16 protein-coding genes and 1 pseudogene are annotated in these 19146 nt (G+C 63.6%); 9 read left to right on the forward strand and 8 right to left on the reverse strand.

Features of this window, described 5'->3' with window-relative positions; genetic code table 11:
* Window positions 1–96 precede the first annotated feature (96 nt).
* A pseudogene (locus tag ACZ9C1_RS22200) lies at window positions 97–3228 on the reverse strand (sensor domain-containing protein); the annotation flags it as partial.
* A gap of 950 nt (window positions 3229–4178) precedes the next feature.
* Here ACZ9C1_RS22200 and ACZ9C1_RS22205 point away from each other — a divergent pair.
* The 3 genes from ACZ9C1_RS22205 to gdhA all read left to right on the forward strand — a co-directional run bounded on the left by ACZ9C1_RS22205 (window position 4179) and on the right by gdhA (window position 8073).
* On the forward strand, window positions 4179–4571 hold the full coding sequence (locus ACZ9C1_RS22205; protein ID WP_102683870.1) for a hypothetical protein: 393 nt from the start codon (window positions 4179–4181) through the stop codon (window positions 4569–4571).
* 203 nt (window positions 4572–4774) lie between these two features.
* Window positions 4775–6442, forward strand: coding sequence for an energy-dependent translational throttle protein EttA (ettA, locus tag ACZ9C1_RS22210; RefSeq protein ID WP_038707327.1), 1668 nt, complete (start codon window positions 4775–4777; stop codon window positions 6440–6442).
* A 290-nt stretch (window positions 6443–6732) separates the two neighbouring features.
* Window positions 6733–8073 (forward strand): NADP-specific glutamate dehydrogenase, encoded by a 1341-nt coding sequence (gene gdhA / locus ACZ9C1_RS22215; protein WP_102683869.1) that lies wholly within the window; start codon window positions 6733–6735, stop codon window positions 8071–8073.
* Between the two features lie 56 nt (window positions 8074–8129).
* On the opposite strand, the gene ACZ9C1_RS22220 is transcribed toward gdhA, so the two are convergent.
* The 4 genes from ACZ9C1_RS22220 to ACZ9C1_RS22235 all read right to left on the reverse strand — a co-directional run bounded on the left by ACZ9C1_RS22220 (window position 8130) and on the right by ACZ9C1_RS22235 (window position 11581).
* Window positions 8130–8624: a GreA/GreB family elongation factor gene (locus tag ACZ9C1_RS22220; RefSeq protein ID WP_102683868.1), complete on the reverse strand. Its 495-nt coding sequence runs from the start codon at window positions 8622–8624 to the stop codon at window positions 8130–8132.
* Between the two features lie 68 nt (window positions 8625–8692).
* Window positions 8693–9046 (reverse strand): hypothetical protein, encoded by a 354-nt coding sequence (locus ACZ9C1_RS22225; RefSeq protein ID WP_102683867.1) that lies wholly within the window; start codon window positions 9044–9046, stop codon window positions 8693–8695.
* A gap of 115 nt (window positions 9047–9161) precedes the next feature.
* Entirely contained in the window at window positions 9162–11015 is a 1854-nt protein-coding gene (locus ACZ9C1_RS22230) for an Lnb N-terminal periplasmic domain-containing protein (protein WP_476254390.1), read from the reverse strand.
* A gap of 77 nt (window positions 11016–11092) precedes the next feature.
* Window positions 11093–11581, reverse strand: coding sequence for a DUF3015 domain-containing protein (locus ACZ9C1_RS22235; RefSeq protein WP_023630569.1), 489 nt, complete (start codon window positions 11579–11581; stop codon window positions 11093–11095).
* Between the two features lie 254 nt (window positions 11582–11835).
* Between ACZ9C1_RS22235 and ACZ9C1_RS22240 the strand changes: the two genes are divergently transcribed.
* The 5 genes from ACZ9C1_RS22240 (at window position 11836) to ACZ9C1_RS22260 (ending at window position 16581) form a co-directional block, all read left to right on the forward strand.
* Entirely contained in the window at window positions 11836–14274 is a 2439-nt protein-coding gene (locus ACZ9C1_RS22240; protein WP_102683864.1) for a Lon protease family protein, read from the forward strand.
* A gap of 163 nt (window positions 14275–14437) precedes the next feature.
* Window positions 14438–14776 (forward strand): PA4575 family protein, encoded by a 339-nt coding sequence (locus ACZ9C1_RS22245; protein WP_023631147.1) that lies wholly within the window; start codon window positions 14438–14440, stop codon window positions 14774–14776.
* Between the two features lie 180 nt (window positions 14777–14956).
* Window positions 14957–15445 carry a TIGR00645 family protein gene (locus tag ACZ9C1_RS22250; RefSeq protein ID WP_023631146.1) on the forward strand — a complete coding sequence of 163 codons (489 nt, stop codon included), beginning with the start codon at window positions 14957–14959 and terminating at the stop codon, window positions 15443–15445.
* Between the two features lie 127 nt (window positions 15446–15572).
* Window positions 15573–15878: a DUF6482 family protein gene (locus ACZ9C1_RS22255; protein WP_476254391.1), complete on the forward strand. Its 306-nt coding sequence runs from the start codon at window positions 15573–15575 to the stop codon at window positions 15876–15878.
* Window positions 15879–15963: 85 nt separating this feature from the next.
* Window positions 15964–16581, forward strand: coding sequence for an FKBP-type peptidyl-prolyl cis-trans isomerase (locus ACZ9C1_RS22260; protein ID WP_110702505.1), 618 nt, complete (start codon window positions 15964–15966; stop codon window positions 16579–16581).
* A 127-nt stretch (window positions 16582–16708) separates the two neighbouring features.
* On the opposite strand, the gene ACZ9C1_RS22265 is transcribed toward ACZ9C1_RS22260, so the two are convergent.
* The 3 genes from ACZ9C1_RS22265 to ACZ9C1_RS22275 all read right to left on the reverse strand — a co-directional run bounded on the left by ACZ9C1_RS22265 (window position 16709) and on the right by ACZ9C1_RS22275 (window position 18568).
* Complete coding sequence (locus ACZ9C1_RS22265; protein WP_038707330.1) at window positions 16709–16954, reverse strand: PA4570 family protein; 246 nt, start codon at window positions 16952–16954, stop codon at window positions 16709–16711.
* Window positions 16955–17104: 150 nt separating this feature from the next.
* Window positions 17105–17446, reverse strand: a complete 342-nt coding sequence (locus tag ACZ9C1_RS22270) for a zinc ribbon domain-containing protein YjdM (protein ID WP_046857186.1) — start codon at window positions 17444–17446, stop codon at window positions 17105–17107.
* Between the two features lie 153 nt (window positions 17447–17599).
* Window positions 17600–18568 (reverse strand): polyprenyl synthetase family protein, encoded by a 969-nt coding sequence (locus ACZ9C1_RS22275; protein ID WP_102683861.1) that lies wholly within the window; start codon window positions 18566–18568, stop codon window positions 17600–17602.
* A 244-nt stretch (window positions 18569–18812) separates the two neighbouring features.
* On the opposite strand from ACZ9C1_RS22275, the gene rplU reads away from it, so the two are divergent.
* Window positions 18813–19127 carry a 50S ribosomal protein L21 gene (gene rplU, locus ACZ9C1_RS22280; protein WP_003247466.1) on the forward strand — a complete coding sequence of 105 codons (315 nt, stop codon included), beginning with the start codon at window positions 18813–18815 and terminating at the stop codon, window positions 19125–19127.
* The last annotated feature ends 19 nt before the right edge of the window (window positions 19128–19146 follow it).

Raw genomic sequence — 19146 nt, forward strand, 5'->3', positions numbered from 1 at the left:
CAGGCCGCGTGGCGACTGGGCTGGAGTTGACTTCTAGGTCCGGTTTTTTCCAGGCTCTTAAGAGGCCTGCGTGGGGGCGAAGGGTCCGCGCAGCGACTACTGGAACATGAACAACGTCTCGTTGCTGAACTGTGCCTCGAACTGGTTGGCCGGCATCGGCCGGCCGAACAGATAGCCCTGCACCTCGTCGCAACCGTGCTCGCGCAGAAACTCCAGCTGCTCGTGGGTCTCAACCCCTTCGGCGATTACCGCAAGATTGAGGCTGTGGGCCATGGCAATGATCGCTCGGGCGATCTGCGCGTCCTGCTCGCCTTCGGGCAGGCCATCGACGAAGGTACGGTCGATCTTCAGTACGTCGATGGGGAACTGCTTGAGGTAGTTGAGCGACGAGTAGCCGGTGCCGAAGTCGTCGACCGCGATGCTCAGGCCCAGGTTCTTCAGGCTGTCGAGGATCTGCATGGCCTCGTTGACCTCGCGCATCAGGATGCTTTCGGTCAGTTCCAGCTCCAGGCACGCCGGCGGCAGCCCGGTTTCATCGAGGATGGTGGCGATGCGCGTGCCCAGCTGGCCGTCGGAGAACTGCCGGGCGGAAATGTTCACCGACACCTTGGGTACCCGCACTTTCTGCTGGTGCCAGGCCTTGAGCTGGCGGGAGGCCTCGCGCAGCACCCAGTCACCGACGTCGACCACCAGGCCCAGTTCCTCGATCACCGGGATGAAGTCGCCCGGCGGCACCAGACCGCGGGTTGGGTGACGCCAGCGCAGCAGCGCCTCGGCACCGGTCAGGCGTTTGCCGTCGCCGCTGAACTGCGGCTGGTAATAGAGGATGAACTCGTTCTGCTCCAGGGCATGGCGCAGGTCGCTCTCCAGCTCCAGGCGCTCCAGGGCGCTGGCGTTCATGTCCGCCTGATAGAACTGGAAGTTGTTCTTGCCGCGCTCCTTGGCGTGGTACATGGCCGTGTCGGCGTTCTTCATCAGCTGGCTGAGCTCGCTGCCATCCTGGGGGCTCAGGGCGATGCCGATACTGGCGGTGACGAAGAATTCGCGGTTTTCCAGGACGAACGGAGTGACCAGCCCGTCGAGGATGTGCTCGGCGACATGGATGGCGCGGTTGAGCGCCTGCTCGCGGCTGGCCTTGGGCTGCAGCAGCAGGGTGAATTCGTCGCCGCCCATGCGCGCCACGGTGTCGTCGTCGTCGACGCAGGCCAGCAGGCGCTCGGCCATGTCCTTGAGCATGCGATCGCCCGCCGCATGGCCAAGGGAGTCGTTGATCGGCTTGAAGCGGTCGAGGTCGAGGAACATCAGCACTACCCAGGCCTTCTGCCGCTCGGCCTGTTGCAGGGCCGTGTACAGGCGGTCCTGGAACAACGTGCGGTTGGGCAGGTGGGTGAGGGCGTCGTAGTAGGCCAGGCGGTGGATGCGCTGCTCGCTGGCCTTGCGTTCGCTGATGTCGGTGAAGAAGCACACATAGCTGGCCAGGTCGCCTTCATCGTCGAGCACCGCAGTGATGCCTACCCACGCCGGATAGTGCTCGCCGTTGCGCCGCTTCAGCCAGACCTCGCCTTCCCAGCTGCCGCGCTGGCTCAGTTGCTTGAGCACGTAGCCTTGCTGGGCGTTCTGTTGCTGCTCGACGGTGAGCATGCCGGGGAGCTGGTCGAGCACCTCGGCCACGGCATAGCCGCTGACGCGGGTGAACGCTTCGTTAGCCTGGACGATATAGCCGGCCGGGTCGGTGATGAGGATCGCCGAAGTGGAGTGCTCGAACACGGTCGCGGCCATGCGCAGGTCTTTTTCGGCCCGGCGTTGCTGGCTGATGTCGCGGCCCACGCCGAGCACCCCCTCGAAGCGCTCGTGTTCGTCCCACACCAGCACCAGGCGCAGCTCGATGGGGATCTTGCGGCCGTCGGCGCGCAGACAGTCGAACAGGAACAACTGCGTGGGCAGGGTGCTGCGTAACTGGGCCAATTGCGTGCTGTCGTCCAGCACCTGGCTGACGCGCTCGAGCAGGTTGTAGACACCGCTGAGCTGGGCCGGGTTGGCAATGATCGACTGCCAGCCGTTGGCGAAGATCCAGTCGGCCTGGTAGCCAAGCACCGCCTGCACCGAAGGGCTGACATAGTTGAGCTGCAACTGGCTGTCGGTGGAGAAGATCACGTCGCTGATGCTCTCGGCGAGCATGCGGTAGCGCTGTTCGCTGTCGCGCAGGGACTCGCTGGCCTCGATCTGCACGGTGACATCCTTGCCCACGCCGATGATGCGCGTGACCAGGCCTTCACTGTCGCGGGTCAGCACCTGCTCGCGGATGTCGTAGCAACGCCAGCCGCCATCGCGGTGGCGGAAGCGCAGCTGGCAGTGCAGTGACTGGCCGTAGCCGGTGTCACGCTGCTGCTGGCGCAGGTCGCGGTAGTGCTCGGCGTCGCCGGGATGCAGGAGCATCTCCCAGAAGCGGTCGCCCATCTGCGCCAGTTCCGCGCGGTCGTAACCCAGGGTCTGGCCAAGGTGGCGGTTGCTGAAGATCATCCGCTGGCTGTCAACGTCCTGCACGTAGAGTTGGTCGGGCACGGTGCGTACCACGTCCGACCAGAAGCCCTCGCGTTCGAGCAGCGACAGCTCCACCTGCTTGCGGCTGGTGATGTCGCTGATGCTCAGGATTACTGCCTGGTAGTCGCGACGCTGCTGTGGCAGGCGGGCCATCAGCCACAAGTGCAGTTCGCCGCCCAGCGGGGCCGGCAGGCGCACCTCCAGCTCGAGCTGCGGGCGCTCTTCGATCAACGCGTCGATCAACTGCATGCCGACACTGTCGCGGCCGTCGCCACTGCCATCGATCAGGCGCTGCCAGGCGCCTTCGTGGCAGTCGACGTTGAGCAGTTGGCGGGCCACCTGGTTGATCTCGGTGATCTTCAGCTCCGTGAGCAGCGAGCGGCGCAGCTTGGTGTCCAGGGCCAGGCTCTGCTTGAGCGCGGCGCGGTTGCGCAGGTGGTAGCGGTCGAGTTGCCCCGGCAGGCTCGAAAGATCGAGCACGCACAGGGCCACGCCGGTGCCCTCGAAAATTTCCTGGTAACGCCGGCGGTCTTCCTGCAAGGCGCGTTGGCGGCGGCGCATGTTGATCAGCGCCAGCACCGGCAGCAGTGCGCAGAACAGCACCAGCACGCATTTGCCGAGCAGCGCCGGCAGCAGCCTGTCGCGGGCCAGGCCGGCATCGAACAGGCCACGCAGTTGCCAGGTGCTGTTGTCGATGAAGGCAAGCATCACGCTTTGCAGAGGCTCTTCGCTGGTCTGCCGGTCCCCATGGCGCTCGATGACCGCGCCGCTGCGGCTGTTTTCCAGCAGCCACAAAGGATGGGTGGGGCCGTCAAGATGACGGGTCAGCTCCTGGTAGTAGTCGGGGCTCAGGCGCAGCAACCAGTAGCCGCGGTCTTGCTCGGTCGGCTGGCGCAGCAGCAGGTAGACCCGCTGATTGTCGGCATCGTTGCCATAGAAAAATGCACGGCCCTGGTTCAGTTGCAGCAGGTCGTCAATCAGCTGACGGTCGGGTGAGCCAGCGAGGGTGTCACTGCGCACCTGCCCGGTGGCGTCAAGCCAGGCCAGGTCGCGCAGGGCCGGCAGGCGGGCCTGCAAGGTGGCGAGCAGGCTTGGCAGGGCGGCAGGCGCCGGAGGATTGACGTAGGGCTGGACCAGGTTCAACGATTGCTGGGCCTTCAGCGCCATGTTCAGGCTCAGGTGGTCGGCCAGTTCGGCGCTGGTGGCCAGGCTTTGCTGGCGCAGGTCGTCCTGGGTATGGCGGAACTGGGCGAACAGTTGCCATAGCAGCAGACCCAGCAGAACCAGGGCGAGCAGGGCCAAAGCCCCCTTGAGCGAGCCACGCAGGTGTGTGCCGGCCGTGGAATCGGCAGGACGCAGGGATGACGGTTGCGTGAGATTGGTCAAGCGTTGGGTCCTGCGATTGGGCTGACGATGGCAGGGGTTGCATTCTCGCGGCATGCACGGCCCGTGCCGTGGTTGCTGGGCGCACTATAAGACGCATGCGGGAAGCCGACTAGCATGCCTTCAAATATGGCAAAGTGCCAGTCCGCATGTCCGATGCCGGGCGGCAGTTGGTCATGCCGGTTCGGCAAGTCCCTGCAACCTGTGCGAGAATGCCGCCCGCTTCATAGTCAACGCATCGGAGATGTACGGTTTTGGTTACCCACTATTCCACCAATGGCCTCGATTCCGCCTGCGGGCGTAGCAGTGAGACGCTGGTCAGCACTGCCGTGGCCGAGGACGTATCCTGCAAGACCTGCCAGCGCTCGCTGGCCAAGCCGGATGCGGCTGCCGCCAGTGCCAACAAGACGCCGTCGCTGGCCGAGTTGCGCAAATCGGCCAAGGCTGCCGCCGAGCCGGTCGCACAGGTTGCCGCTCAACCCACTGCCAAGCCCACTGCCGCGCCTGCCAAGGCCGTGAGCAAGCCGGCTGGCAAACCTGCCCGCAGTGGCGGCTTCAGCGTCAAGTCCGCCTGGGCCGCGCGCCTGGCCGAGCAGTCGGACCGTTGCCGCCTGCCACGTGGCAAGGCCAGGCAGTCGCACGTCTGAGCCCGCGCCAAGCCCGCCCCACCCGTGCCGGCGTGGGCGCGGGCTTGCCCCGCGAAGGCCGCCGAGCGGTCCCGCCATCTACCTCATCTGTGCAACGCCGCGACTTGGCGTAGAATGGCCCACTTTGTTCAATGACCCCGTAATCACATCCCCTGGCCAATGCCGGGGCGCGTGTCTTTACCTATCTGATAGAGGGCTTGGTTTTGGCTCAATACGTCTACACCATGCATCGGCTGAGCAAGGTCGTGCCGCCGAAGCGGGAAATTCTCAAGAACATTTCCCTGTCGTTCTTCCCGGGCGCCAAGATCGGCGTGCTGGGCCTGAACGGCGCGGGTAAATCGACCCTGCTGCGGATCATGGCGGGCGTCGACAAGGAATTCGACGGCGAAGCCCGTCCGATGCCCGACATCAACGTCGGCTACCTGCCCCAGGAGCCGCAGCTGGACCCGAGCAAGACCGTGCGTGAAGTGGTCGAGGAAGCGGTCAGCGTGATCAAGGACGCCCAGGCTCGCCTGGACGAGGTCTACGCCGCCTACGCCGACCCGGATGCCGACTTCGACAAGCTGGCCGCCGAACAGGCCAAGCTCGAGGCCATCCTGCAGGCCGCCGACGGCCACAACCTCGAGCGCCAGCTGGACGTCGCCGCCGATGCCCTGCGCCTGCCGGCCTGGGAGGCGAAGATCGAGCACCTGTCCGGTGGCGAGAAGCGCCGCGTGGCCCTGTGCCGCCTGCTGCTGTCGGCCCCCGACATGCTGCTGCTGGACGAACCGACCAACCACCTGGATGCTGACTCGGTAGCCTGGCTGGAGCGCTTCCTGCACGACTTCCCCGGCACCGTGGTGGCGATCACCCACGACCGTTACTTCCTCGACAACGTCGCCGGCTGGATCCTCGAGCTGGACCGCGGCGCCGGCATCCCGTACGAAGGCAACTATTCGGGCTGGCTGGAAGCCAAGTCGGACCGTCTGGCGCAGGAATCCAAGCAGCAGAGCGCCCACGAGAAGGCCATGAAAGAGGAACTGGAGTGGGTGCGCAAAGGCGCCAAGGCCCGCCAGTCCAAGTCAAAGGCCCGTCTGCAGCGCTTCGAAGAGATGCAGTCGCAGGAATTCCAGAAGCGCAGCGAGACCAACGAGATCTACATCCCGGCAGGTCCGCGCCTGGGCGACAAGGTCATCGAGTTCAAGAACGTCACCAAGGGCTACGGTGATCGCGTGCTGATCGACAACCTGTCGTTCGCCATGCCCAAGGGCGCCATCGTTGGCGTGATCGGTGGTAACGGTGCCGGTAAATCGACCCTGTTCCGCATGCTGATGGGCAAGGAGCAGCCGGACTCGGGCAGCATCGAGATCGGTGAAACCGTGCAGCTGGCCTGCGTCGACCAGAGCCGCGAGGACCTGGACGGCAGCAAGACCGTGTTCCAGCAGATCTCCGACGGCTCCGACCAGATCCGCATCGGCAGCTACGAGATCCCGTCGCGCACCTACGTCGGCCGCTTCAACTTCAAGGGCGGCGACCAGCAGAAGTTCGTCAAGGACCTCTCCGGTGGTGAGCGTGGCCGCCTGCACCTGGCCCTGACCCTGAAGGAGGGCGGTAACGTCCTGCTGCTCGACGAACCGTCCAACGACCTCGACGTCGAAACCCTGCGTTCGCTGGAGGAAGCCCTGCTGGACTTCCCGGGCGCCGCCATCGTGATTTCCCACGACCGTTGGTTCCTGGACCGTGTGGCCACTCACATCCTGGCGTACGAAGATGACTCCAGCGTGGTGTTCTTCGAAGGCAACTACACCGAGTACGAAGCCGATCGCAAGAAGCGCCTGGGCGATGCTGCTGCCCAGCCGCACCGCGTGCGTCACAAGAAACTGGCCCAGTAAGCCGGTTTTCGCTGCACAACGATGGGGCCCTCAGGGGCCCCATTTTTGTGCCCGGCGTACAGACACTGGGATGGCTGGCGTGGGAGCGGGCTTGCCCCGCGGTTGCTGCGTTACAGGAAAGCAGGGAGCAAGTGCGCGTTCACGAGTACAGCGGAAAACTTGTATACAGTTATAGAAAACGCACCAATTAATTTCATAAAAACGACATTGCGCCCTGTTCCAGTGCGATTGGTTCTTGGTACATTCCCGAAAAAACCAAAAACAATCCCTCTCTTGGTGAGATGTCTACCATGATCGAATCTGTCGACGATTTCCTGGCCCGACTGCAACAACGCGACCCGGCCCAGCCCGAATTCCACCAGGCCGTGGAGGAGGTGCTGCGCAGCCTGTGGCCTTTCCTAGAAGCCAACCCTCACTACCTGCAGGCAGGCATTCTCGAACGCATGGTCGAACCCGAGCGCGCCGTGCTGTTCCGTGTGTCGTGGGTCGACGACCAGGGCAAGGTCCAGGTCAACCGCGGCTACCGTATCCAGATGAGCAGCGCCATCGGCCCGTACAAGGGCGGCCTGCGCTTCCACCCGTCGGTCAACCTGGGCGTGCTCAAGTTCCTGGCCTTCGAGCAGGTGTTCAAGAACTCGCTGACCTCGCTGCCCATGGGCGGCGGCAAAGGCGGCTCGGACTTCGACCCGAAGGGCAAGAGCGACGCCGAAGTGATGCGCTTCTGCCAGGCGTTCATGAGCGAGCTGTACCGCCACATTGGCGCCGACCTGGATGTGCCAGCGGGTGACATCGGCGTCGGTGCCCGCGAGATCGGCTTCCTGTTCGGCCAGTACAAGCGCCTGGCCAACCAGTTCACTTCGGTGCTGACCGGCAAGGGCATGACCTATGGCGGCAGCCTGATCCGCCCGGAGGCCACCGGCTACGGCTGCGTGTACTTCGCCGAAGAGATGCTCAAGCGCCGCGACCAGCGCATCGACGGTCGTCGCGTGGCGATCTCAGGTTCCGGTAACGTCGCCCAGTACGCAGCGCGCAAGGTCATGGACCTGGGCGGCAAGGTGATCTCGCTGTCCGATTCCGAAGGCACGCTGTACGCCGAAGCCGGCCTGACCGACGCCCAGTGGGAGGCCGTGATGGAGCTGAAGAACGTCAAGCGCGGCCGCATCAGCGAGCTGGCCGAGCAGTTCGGCCTGGAGTTCCGCAAAGGCCAGACACCCTGGAGCCTGGCATGCGATATCGCCCTGCCGTGCGCGACGCAGAACGAACTGGGCGCCGAAGACGCCCGTACCCTGTTGCGCAATGGCTGCATCTGCGTAGCCGAAGGGGCCAACATGCCGACCACCCTGGAGGCTGTGGATATCTTCATCGAGGCCGGCATTCTCTACGCGCCGGGCAAGGCGTCCAATGCCGGCGGCGTGGCCGTGTCTGGCCTGGAGATGTCGCAGAACGCCATGCGCCTGCTGTGGACGGCCGGGGAGGTGGACAGCAAGCTGCACCACATCATGCAGTCGATTCACCATGCCTGCGTGCACTATGGCGAAGAGGCCGATGGCAGCATCAACTACGTCAAGGGCGCCAACATCGCCGGCTTCGTCAAGGTAGCTGACGCGATGCTGGCCCAGGGCGTGGTCTGATTCGATAACTTGGGGCCGCTTCGCGCCGAAAGGGGCGCGAAGCGGCTGCGGTGATTTCAGCACTCACCCAGAATGGCCAGCACCTCGATCATCTGGTCCCCCGCCGGCCGTCGCCACAACACTTCATCTCCAGGCCCGGCCCCCAGAAGCGCCCGCCCCAGCGGCGAGCCCCAGTTGACCAACCCCTGGGCGGCATCGGCCTGATCCTCGCCCACCAGTTGCACCTGATGCTCCTGGTCATGCTCATCGACGAACCGCACCAGGCTGCCGATCTGCACTTTCTCTGTGGACGTTGCAGCAGGTACCACCTGCGCGCTCTGTACCCGGGCGGTGAAATAGCGCAGGTCACGCTCGGTATCGGCCAGCCGCTGCTTGTCGGTATCGCCCTCGGCCTGCAGCTCGGCGTGCAATGCATTGAGCGCGGCCACTCGCTGCTGCAACTGTGCCAGGCCGTTGGCGGTGACGTAGTTGGGCTGATCGCTGACCAGGCGCTCGACCGGCTGGCTGGCCTGGGCGGCGGCCTGGTCTTCATTGACGAATGCTCGGCTCATGGTTGGCCTCCTTGTGCTGGAGACCATGGTGGCAGGCTGCGGGTTTCAATAGTTGTCCGTTTGCGACGTCAATTGCGGCGATAGGCGCGTGCGGCGCCTTGATCCTTCTCTTGCTGCCAGTCGCGGTCACGCTCGTCCCAATAGCGTTCGCGATACTCGCGCAGGTCTTCGTTGGACTGCATGGCGTGGCACTGGCGAAAGCCGTCGTCCCAGCCGCTTTCGTACTGGCGGTTGTGCAGGTAGCGCGGGACATCCTTGCGAAAGTCCCCGGCCATCAGCCCGGCGGCCTGGCGACCGCTGCTGCAACCGTCCTGAAAGCCGTCGGCGTAGGCGGGCGGGTAGCCCTGGTTGACCATCTGTTCATGGGTGGTTTCGCAACCCGCCAGCAGCAAGAAGCACAAGCCTAACCAGTACCGCGACATGACCACAGGACCCTCGGATTGATACCGCAAAGTCTAGGTCGGGAATTGTTGGCACGATGTCAAAACGCTGTCGAAGGATTGCACCGGGACTGGGACCGCAAAGCGGCCCAGGTGCTCAGTACTGATACCACTTCAACTCCAGCATCACCTCGTTCTGCGCCGTGGCCAGGTGGCTGAACTGTCGCGAGGCACTCAACCGCAAGCCCAGGTCGCGGCTGATCTCCCACTGCTGGTTCAGGCTCACGCTGCGCCGCACTTCGCCGTTGGTGAAAAAGTCACCCTTTGCCTCAAGCGTCAGGTTGCCCAGCGGGTTGCGCCACAACAGCCCGCCGTTGAACCCGGCGGCGGGCGAGATGAATTCGGCGAAGTCGTTGTGATGCTCGACCCGCACCGTGCCCAGGGCAAAGCCCAGCAAGTCGTCACCCAGTTGCCAGGTGCCGCCGGCGCCGCCGTTGACATGGCTGACCAGCACCTCGTCGTCATGCTTGCCCGGCACGCGTTCCAGGCCACCGGCGACCTGCCACGACCAGGGCTTGAGCAGTTCGTTGCGCGGTGTCAGCGAGCGGATGGTGGCCAGGTCCAGGCGTTGTACCTGCCAGTCGTTGCCCTCGTATTGGCGCAGCTTGAGTTGCAGGATCTCGATCTGCGCGCCGAGGGGGAAACTGTCCATGTTGTCGTTGAGGTCGTGGTACGCCATGCGCAGGCCATACTCGGCGTAGGCGCGGTCCTCGCGGGTACCCACCCCCAGTTGCCAGGTGCGCGACTGGTGGCCGTCCTCCGGCAGGCCGGGCCGCTCGATCTGCAATGGCGGCGGCGGGTTGCGGTTGATCGCCCTGAGCAGTTCATAGCTGCGGCCGGCCTGGGCCGGATCACGTTCCTGGCCATTGGCGCGGTAGCGTTCCAGGCGATAGGCGGCATCCTGCACCAGCGCCTGGCGGTCGCGGGGCAGGGCGGTGAAAGAGGGGCTTTGCAACTGCGCGGTGTCGGCGCTGATGGCCAGCACCTGCTGCTTTTCCTCATGGTCCAGCGGCTCGGCACGGGCCAGCAGTTCACGCTCGCGGGACGGGCGGTAGCGCACGTCCGCCACCAGCCCGGACTGTTTCACCGCCTTCACGGTGTCGGTAGGGATGGCGGTCAGCGGGAACTGCGAGGTCAGGTCCAGGCTGGGGCGTGCCACCTGCAACAGCTCCAGCAGGCGATAGGAGCAGTTCTCGTCGAAGAAGAAATAGTCGAACTTGATCTGCTTGAGCTCCCACACATGCTCGACCATGCGCCCGGTCTCTTCGGGCGTCAGGTCCAGCTGGTACTCCCACAGGTCGCGGTTTTCCAGGCTGCGGTACTCGGACAGCTTTTCCTGGTAGGGCATCATCGCGAACAGCCCGGGATAGCCGCCCATCAGGCCTTTCCAGGCATAGAGGATGCTGTTGTCGCTGCCCTCGATGTAGGCGCCGAAGTTGATCGCGTAGCTCAGCAGCGTGGTGTCGTCACGCCGGGTATTGGACTGGTCGATGCGCAGCAGCGTATGGCCGAACATCGACGACGGGCTGTTGAGATAGGCCGCCGGGAAGATCAGCGCCGCGCTGTGCGGGTCGATCGACTTGTACCAGGTATCGAATTCCTGGCAGGCCGGGCTCGGCAGATCGGTGAGGGCCAGTTGTTCGCGCAGCCAGCGGGTCCGCGCGGGGAACACGCACTGGGCGTGCTTGTCGCCCAGGCTGGCCGGGGCATACAGCGCGGCGACCGTGGCCTGCAGCTCCTGATCCGGGTGGTGCGCGCCATCCTCGGCGAGAAAGAAGCGCGGGTCGTCCACATAGCTGCGCCAACCACCAAGCTTGGCAGTCTCGTAGTGTCCGATGGCGATCCAGTATGGCGTGGCCGCCAACTGCTGGACGCGGGCCGGGTCAAGCTGTGGGGTGGCATGAAGCGGTGCGCTGACAATCAGCGCCAGGGAAGCGAGGCGTTTGAGCATGTCGGGCAACTACATCCTGATGATGCCGAAGGTGAAGCGCCAAACCCGCCCCGGTACCGGGGCGGGAGGCGTGGTACTCAGGCCTCGGTGGCGTACTTGGCCAGTTGCGGATCGCTCTTGAGCACCGCCAGGGTGTTGGAGTGGACAGTCTCGGCAGTCACGTCGGCGCTGCTGAAGATCTGCTGGAAGTGCTCGTGGGTGACGGCGGCAAAATGCGCGCGGTCTTCAGGCGCCACACCGAGGACCACGGCGTAGGTAGTCAGGGCTTCGCCCTGGCCCTGGGCCATGTCTTCGGAGAGCTCGTTCATCATGCCGTTCATGGCGAACCAGGATTTGCCGCCATAGGTGAGTGCGGCCTTGGTCGAGCAGCCGTTGGTGCCCGAGGTCATGCCGAAGGTTGCGTTGCCGGAGGTGCCGTTGGTGGTGGAGGCCAGGAAGTGGGCCGGTGTGCCGCGCTGGCCCTCGAACAGCAGGTTGCCCCAGCCGCAGTTCGGGCCGCCTGGCGCTTCGGCCATGGCGTTGATCGAGACAGCGGCGAACAGAGTACCCAGAAGAATCCGTTTCATAGCGTTGTTCTCTTTCTCAAGTGACGTACCAATGGTCAGGGTTCTGGCAACGCGGTTGCCAGGGCGGGAGGATTTCCATCCCCCTGCGCAGCTTGGAGTTTAGGCACGATCCAAAGGTTGCGTTGTTTATTGCGAAAAATTGCTTGCGTGATTGCCTGGCTTGGGCTGTGACATAAAGTCCCACGGAGCCTTGCCGCTGCGCGCTGGCAGCGCCAGAATGCCTTTCATCCGCCCCGCCGAAGTAAGGAAACCCAATGCCCGATCCTGTCGCCTCGCGCCTGCGTCTCGCGCCAGAAGCCCTGACCCGGCGTTTCTCCGCTGAACAGTTTGCTTTTTCCAATACCGACGATCTGGAGCCGTTTCGTGGTGTGCTGGGCCAGGAGCGTGCCGTCGAGGCCCTGCAGTTCGGCGTGGCGATGCCGCGCCCCGGTTACAACGTGTATGTGATGGGCGAGCCCGGCACAGGCCGGTTCTCCTTCGTCAAGCGTTACCTCAAGGCCGAGGGCAAGCGCCAGCACACCCCGGCTGACTGGCTGTACGTCAACAACTTCGAGGACTCCCGCGAGCCACGCGCGCTGGAACTTCCGGCTGGCAGCGCCCAGGCGTTCCTCGCCGACATGAACGGCCTGATCGACAACCTGTTGGCCACGTTCCCGGCGGTGTTCGAGCACCCTTCCTACCAGCAGAAGAAGAGCGCCATCGACCGCGCCTTCAACCAGCGCTATGACCGGGCGCTGGACGTGATCGAGCGTGCCTCGCTGGAGAAGGACGTGGCGCTGTACCGCGACAGCAGCAATGTCGCCTTTACCCCCATGGCCGATGGCAAGGCGCTGGACGAAGCCGAATTCGCCCAACTGCCTGAGGAGTTGCGCGAGCGCTTCCACGAAGACATTGCCGAGCTCGAGGAGCGCCTGAACGAGGAGCTCTCCAGCCTGCCGCAATGGAAACGTGAATCGAACAACCAGTTGCGCCAGCTTAACGAGGAGACCATCACCCTCGCCCTGCAGCCGCTGCTGGCGCCGCTGTCGGAAAAGTACGCGGAAAACGCCGCGGTGTGCGCCTACCTGCAATCGCTGCAATTGAACCTGCTGCGCACCGTGGTCGAGCAACTGGTCGATGACAGCAAGACCGACGCGGTGGCGCGCAAGATGCTAGAGGAGCAGTACGCGCCCAACCTGGTGGTCGGCCACCCGGGCAAAGGTGGAGCTCCGGTGGTGTTCGAGCCGCATCCGACCTACGACAACCTGTTCGGTCGCATCGAATACAGCACCGACCAGGGGGCGCTGTACACCTCCTATCGCCAGCTTCGCGCCGGTGCGTTGCACCGCGCCAATGGCGGCTTCCTGATTCTTGAAGCCGAGAAGATGCTCGGCGAGCCCTTTGTCTGGGATGCGCTCAAGCGTGCCTTGCAGTCGCGCAAACTGAAGATGGAGTCGCCGCTGGGTGAACTGGGCCGTGTCGCCACCGTGAGCCTGACGCCGCAGGTGATCCCGCTCAGCGTCAAGCTGGTGATCATCGGCTCGCGCCAGCTGTACTACGCGCTGCAGGACCATGACCCGGATTTCCAGGAGATGTTCCGGGTGCTGGTGGACTTCGATGAAGACATGCCCATGGTCGACGAGAACCTGGAGCAGTTCGCCCAGTTGCTGCGCACCCGCACCAACGAGGAAGGCATGGCGCCGCTGACCAGCGATGCGGTGGCGCGCCTGGCCACCTACAGTGCTCGCCTGGCCGAGAACCAGTCGCGCTTGTCGGCGCGTATTGGCGACCTGTTCCAGTTGGTCAGCGAGGCCGACTTCATCCGCCAGCTGGCCAGCGAGAGCATGACCGACGCCGGCCACATCGAGCGGGCGCTCAAGGCCAAGGCCCAGCGCACCGGACGGGTGTCGCAGCGGGTGCTCGACGACATGCTCGCCGGGATCATCCTGATCGATACCGAAGGTGCGGCAATCGGCAAGTGCAACGGCTTGACCGTGCTCGAGGTCGGAGATTCGGCGTTCGGCATGCCGGCGCGCATCTCTGCCACCGTCTACCCGGGCGGCAGCGGCATCGTCGACATCGAGCGCGAGGTCAACCTGGGGCAGCCGATCCACTCCAAGGGTGTGATGATCCTCACCGGCTACCTGGGCAGCCGCTATGCCCAGGAATTCCCCCTGGCGATCTCTGCGAGCATCGCGTTGGAGCAATCCTACGGCTACGTCGATGGTGACAGCGCCTCGCTGGGGGAGGCGTGCACGCTGATCTCGGCGTTGTCGCGCACCCCGCTCAAGCAGTGTTTCGCCATTACCGGTTCGATCAACCAGTTTGGCGAGGTGCAGGCGGTCGGTGGGGTCAACGAGAAGATCGAAGGCTTCTTCCGTCTTTGCGAAGCCCGTGGCCTGACCGGTGAGCAAGGGGTGATCATCCCGCGTGCCAACGTCGCCACGCTGATGCTCGATGAGCGGGTGGTGCAGGCGGTCGAGGCCGGTCGCTTCCATGTCTATGCCGTAAGCCAGGCCGACGAAGCCTTGAGCCTGCTGGTTGGCGAGGAGGCTGGTGAGATGGATGACAAGGGCGAGTTCGCCGAGGGCAGTGTCAACGCCCGAGTGGTCGAGCGCCTGCGGGTGATTGCCGAAATGATCAGCGAAGAAGAAATCAAGGAAGCCGAGAAAGAGCGCCTGGAGGAGGTTATCGCCCAGGCCAAGCCCGCTTAAGTCAATAAACTGGCGCTGGAGGCGAAGTGCTACCGTTCAGCGCCAGTTTTCCAACTTTCGCCTCGGCTCGGCTACAGTGGAACTTAAGGACGTTGTCAGGGTTCAGGATGGAAACAGCCTGATGGTTTCAGGCTGAACAGGGCTTTACAGAGGGGACGCCGCCATGCGCAACCTCAGCCTCACCCGCCAGTGCCTGGGCCTGGTGACCCGCATCGAATGCAGCATCCGTCCGCTGGCCGGGGACAATGGCATGTGGACCTTGCTGTTCGCCGCCGGCATGGCCGGTGAACAACCCTCGGCGATCAAGGCCCAGGGCCCTTTCCATGGGCCGATGGTGGCCGAATCGGTGATGAACGCCATCGTCGACAGCCTTACCCTTCATGGCTATCAGGTCGCTGAAGATCCGCAGATCTGGTGCCTGCACCTGCAGGCGCAGTTGCGTCGGATCAATGGTGAACGTTGCCGGAACCTTGGGGATTATCAGTTCCATCCCGAAACCTGATCCAATGATCTCATTGCCCGCAAGCTGCCACACACTTGACCTGTGTGAGCCGGCTTGCCGGCGATAGGGTATCGAGGATGTATCGGGCCTGCGGCAACTGACCGCAGGCTTTTGCTGTCACAGGTGGCTGGATATACTCGCGCTCGCTTTTCCAGTCACCTCACGAGTCCCCTACTGTCCATGGAACGTATCCTCGAAAACGCGATGTATGCCTCGCGCTGGCTGCTCGCCCCGATCTACTTCGGCCTCTCGCTGGGCCTGCTGGCACTGGCCTTGAAGTTCTTCCAGGAAATCATCCATGTCCTGCCCAATGTCTTCACCCTCGCCGAAGCCGACCTGATCCTGGTGATCCTGTCACTGATCGACATGTCGCTGGTTGGCGGCCTGCTGGTAATGGTGATGATCTCCGGCTATGAGAACTTCGTCTCGCAGCTGGACATTGACGAGAGCAAGGAAAAGCTCAACTGGCTGGGCAAGATGGATTCCTCGTCGTTGAAGATGAAGGTCGCCGCGTCGATTGTCGCCATTTCCTCGATCCACCTGCTGCGGGTGTTCATGGATGCGCAGAACATCTCCACCGACTACCTGATGTGGTATGTGATCATCCACATGACCTTCGTCATTTCGGCATTCGTCATGGGTTACCTGGATCGCATCACCAAGCACTGATCGTCTGCTCTCATCGCGGGCTAGTCCCGCGATGCTTTTCAGCTCCTGACGGATGGTGGCTTGTACTTTTAGCAGGTCTGTACAAAAAATGAGCACTCATGCGTGGTTCCCGCAGCGAGGTGCGCCCATGAACCTGCATCAGCTCAATACCGAGGCCAGGGCTGGCCATGTCGACGAACTCAACCTGATCGCCATCGAAGGCGGTGATTACCTGCTCGAGGCCCGGGTCAAGGGACGTGCCCAACCACTCGACGACCCGCGTGGTCAACGCTTGCGCGTGCATTCGGTCGAGGATGCGCGCCTGCTTCTGCAATCGATCCCCCTGCTGTCGCTGAACCTGGTGCACTGGTCCGTGCAGGACGAGATGTGCGGCATGGGCACGCACCCGGAAGAAGACCTCAAAGTCCCGATTTCCCAGCGTTCGGCCTGGTAGCTGCTTCGCGCGGCGCCAGTGTGCTAGGCTGCTCGCCCTTTTCATCAGGGCGCGGATGCAGTGCGCCCTCAAGCGGAGCACGCCAATGTCCGAACTCATCCTGTCCACCGACGAATCCCGCGTCAGCTACGGCATCGGCCGTCAGCTGGGTGGCCAGCTGCGCGACAACCCGCCACCGGGCGTCAACCTGGACGCCATCGTCGCCGGCCTGACCGACGCCTTCAACGGCGCCGACAGCCGCGTCAGCGAAGAAGACCTGTCGGCGGCCTTCAAGGTCATCCGTGAAGTGATGCAGGCCGAAGCTGCTGCCAAGGCCGAAGCCGCCGCTGCCGCCGGCAAGGAATTCCTGGCTGACAATGCCAAGCGTGAAGGCATCGTCACCCTGGCCTCGGGCCTGCAGTACGAAGTGCTGACCGCAGGCGACGGCGCCAAGCCGTCCCGCGAAGACAACGTGCGTACTCACTACCACGGCACCCTGATCGACGGCACCGTGTTCGACAGCTCCTACGATCGTGGCCAGCCTGCCGAATTCCCGGTTGGCGGTGTGATTGCCGGCTGGACCGAGGCCCTGCAACTGATGAATGCCGGCAGCAAATGGCGCCTGTACGTGCCGAGCGAGCTGGCCTACGGCGCCCAGGGCGTCGGCAGCATCCCGCCGCACAGCACCCTGGTGTTCGACGTCGAGCTGCTCGACGTTCTGTAATACCTTCGGGGCCGCTCTGCGGCCCATTCGCGGGCAAGCCCGCTCCCACAGGAACAGCACAAGACCTTAGGTCGTTGCGATCAGTGTGGGAGCCGGCTTGCCGGCGATGGGGGCAGGCCTGCTAAATTCAGTTCCAATCCGTTCCCCCCGGGCGCAATGCCCGCGCATAGCAAAACAGGAACAGGTTCCTCACCAGCTCCTTGAGCACTCCTGGCTCACTCGAATTCAGCCCCATGAGGTCCAGGTCGCCCTGGTCGCGCAGTTCATCGAGCGCGTCTTCCTCGAGCACGGCGCAGACTTCGCCAGTCTCGCGATGCAGGATACGCAGGTAAGGGTGGGGGCGGTCGAGCCAGGCGTCGATCAGATAGGTCATGGCTACTCTCCTTGGATAGCGGTTCCAATGAGAATAATTCTTATTATCAAAATAGCAAGAGACTATTGGAAGAATTCTTCCGAATGGTCCCGGCGATCCTGTTGCAGGATCTGTCAGGGCCGCCCGTTGGGCAGCCCCGAAGGCAGGCGATCAGACCTTGCGCACGAACTCGGACTTGAGTTTCATCGCGCCGATACCGTCGATCTTGCAATCGATGTCGTGGTCGCCGTCGCACAGACGGATGTTCTTGACCTTGGTGCCGACCTTGACCACCAGGGACGAACCCTTGACCTTGAGATCCTTGATCACGGTAACGGTGTCGCCGTCCTGCAGGACGTTGCCGACCGAATCCTTTTTCACCACGTCGTCGCTGGCGGCTTCGGCTTCGCCGTTGGCCGACCACTCGTGGGCGCATTCGGGGCAGATCAGTTGGGTGCCATCCTCATAGGTGTATTCGGAGTTGCATTGGGGGCAGGGTGGCAGAGTGCTCACGGCTTTTCCTTTCAAGTACAGGCGGGTAAAGGCGCACATTGTATAGGGTTTAGTGATTTCCTGCACAAAAGCATCGCGGGGCAAGCCCGCTCCCACGCCATGATGTGCTGGCGTGGGAGCGGGCTTGCCCCGCGATAGGGGTGATGCGATGTATCAGTGCGTACGCGCTACTGCAAACTCGCTCAGCTCTACCAGTGCATCCCGGTACTCGCTGGCCGGCAGCACTTCCAGGCAGGCAATGGCGCGGGCGACGTAGTCGCGGGCCATCTGCGCGGTGTAGTCCAGGGCGCCGGACGCCTCGACGGCGATGCGGATCTGCTCCAGGTCCTCCAGGCCACCCTTCTGGATCGCCTGGCGCACCAGCGCGGCTTGCTCCGCGGTGCCTTCGCGCATGGTGTAGATCAGCGGCAGGGTCGGCTTGCCTTCGGCTAGGTCGTCACCGACGTTCTTGCCCAGGGTCTCGGAGTCGCCCTTGTAGTCGAGCAGGTCGTCGACCAGCTGGAAGGCCACCCCCAGGTGGTCGCCGAAGGTGCGCAGGGCTTCGCGCTGCGCGTCCGTGGCGCCGGCCAGGGCCGCGGCGCTGTGGGTCGAGGCTTCGAACAGCATCGCGGTCTTGCCGCGGATGACGTCCATGTAGATTTCCTCGGTAGTGCTGGCGTCGCGCACGCGCGACAGCTGCAGTACTTCACCTTCGGCGATCACCCGGGTGGCCTTGGAGAGGATCTGCATGACCGGCATCGAGCCCAGCTCGACCATCATCTCGAACGAGCGCGAATAGAGGAAGTCGCCCACCAGCACGCTCGGCGCGTTGCCCCACAGGGCATTGGCGGTGGAGCGGCCACGGCGCATGCCGGACATGTCGACCACGTCGTCGTGCAGCAGGGTGGCGGTGTGCAGGAACTCGATGGTCGCCGCCAGCAGGCGCAGGTCGTCGCCCTCGCGGCCCAGGGCCTTGCCGCACAGCAGCACCAGCAGGGGGCGCAGGCGTTTGCCGCCGGCGGACGTGATATAGTCGCCGATCTTCGATACCAGCGGCACGCGCGAGGTCAGCTGCTTCTTGATGATCTCGTCGACGGCGCTGAAGTCATCAGCTACCGCGCGGTAGAAGGTTTGGGGTTGCATCGGCTGCTCCATTGAGGTTGCGCGGCATGCTAGGTCGCAGGTACCGGTGTGTCAAGGCGCGGTGGCCGTGGCCCCGGGCCGGTACTTGCAAGCATTTATGGGGTTGCGTACAATCGCGCACCCTAACTTCCTGGGCAGCACCTGCCTTACGCAATTGCACCGGGCCGTTCCAGCCCTGTGCAGCCATGCCAGCCAATACTCATCATATAAAGCGCTGGGTGAGCAGGATTATCGGAGAAATACCATGTCTTACGCAGTAATCGTTACCGGCGGCAAGCAGTACAAAGTCGCTGAAGGTGAATTCCTCAAGATCGAGAAACTGGAAGTCGCTACTGGCGAATCCGTGACCTTCGATCGCGTTCTGCTGGTCGCCAACGGTGAAGAAGTCACCATCGGTGCTCCAGTTGTTGCTGGTGCTAAAGTAGTGGCCGAAGTCGTTTCGCAAGGCCGCCACGACAAGGTTCGCATCATCAAGTTCCGTCGTCGTAAGCACCACATGAAGCGCATGGGCCACCGCCAGTGGTTCACCGAAATCAAAATCACCGGTATCCAGGCTTAATCGCCCCGATCCCCTGAAT

The sequence above is a fragment of the Pseudomonas sp. TE21435 genome (assembly GCF_056279265.1).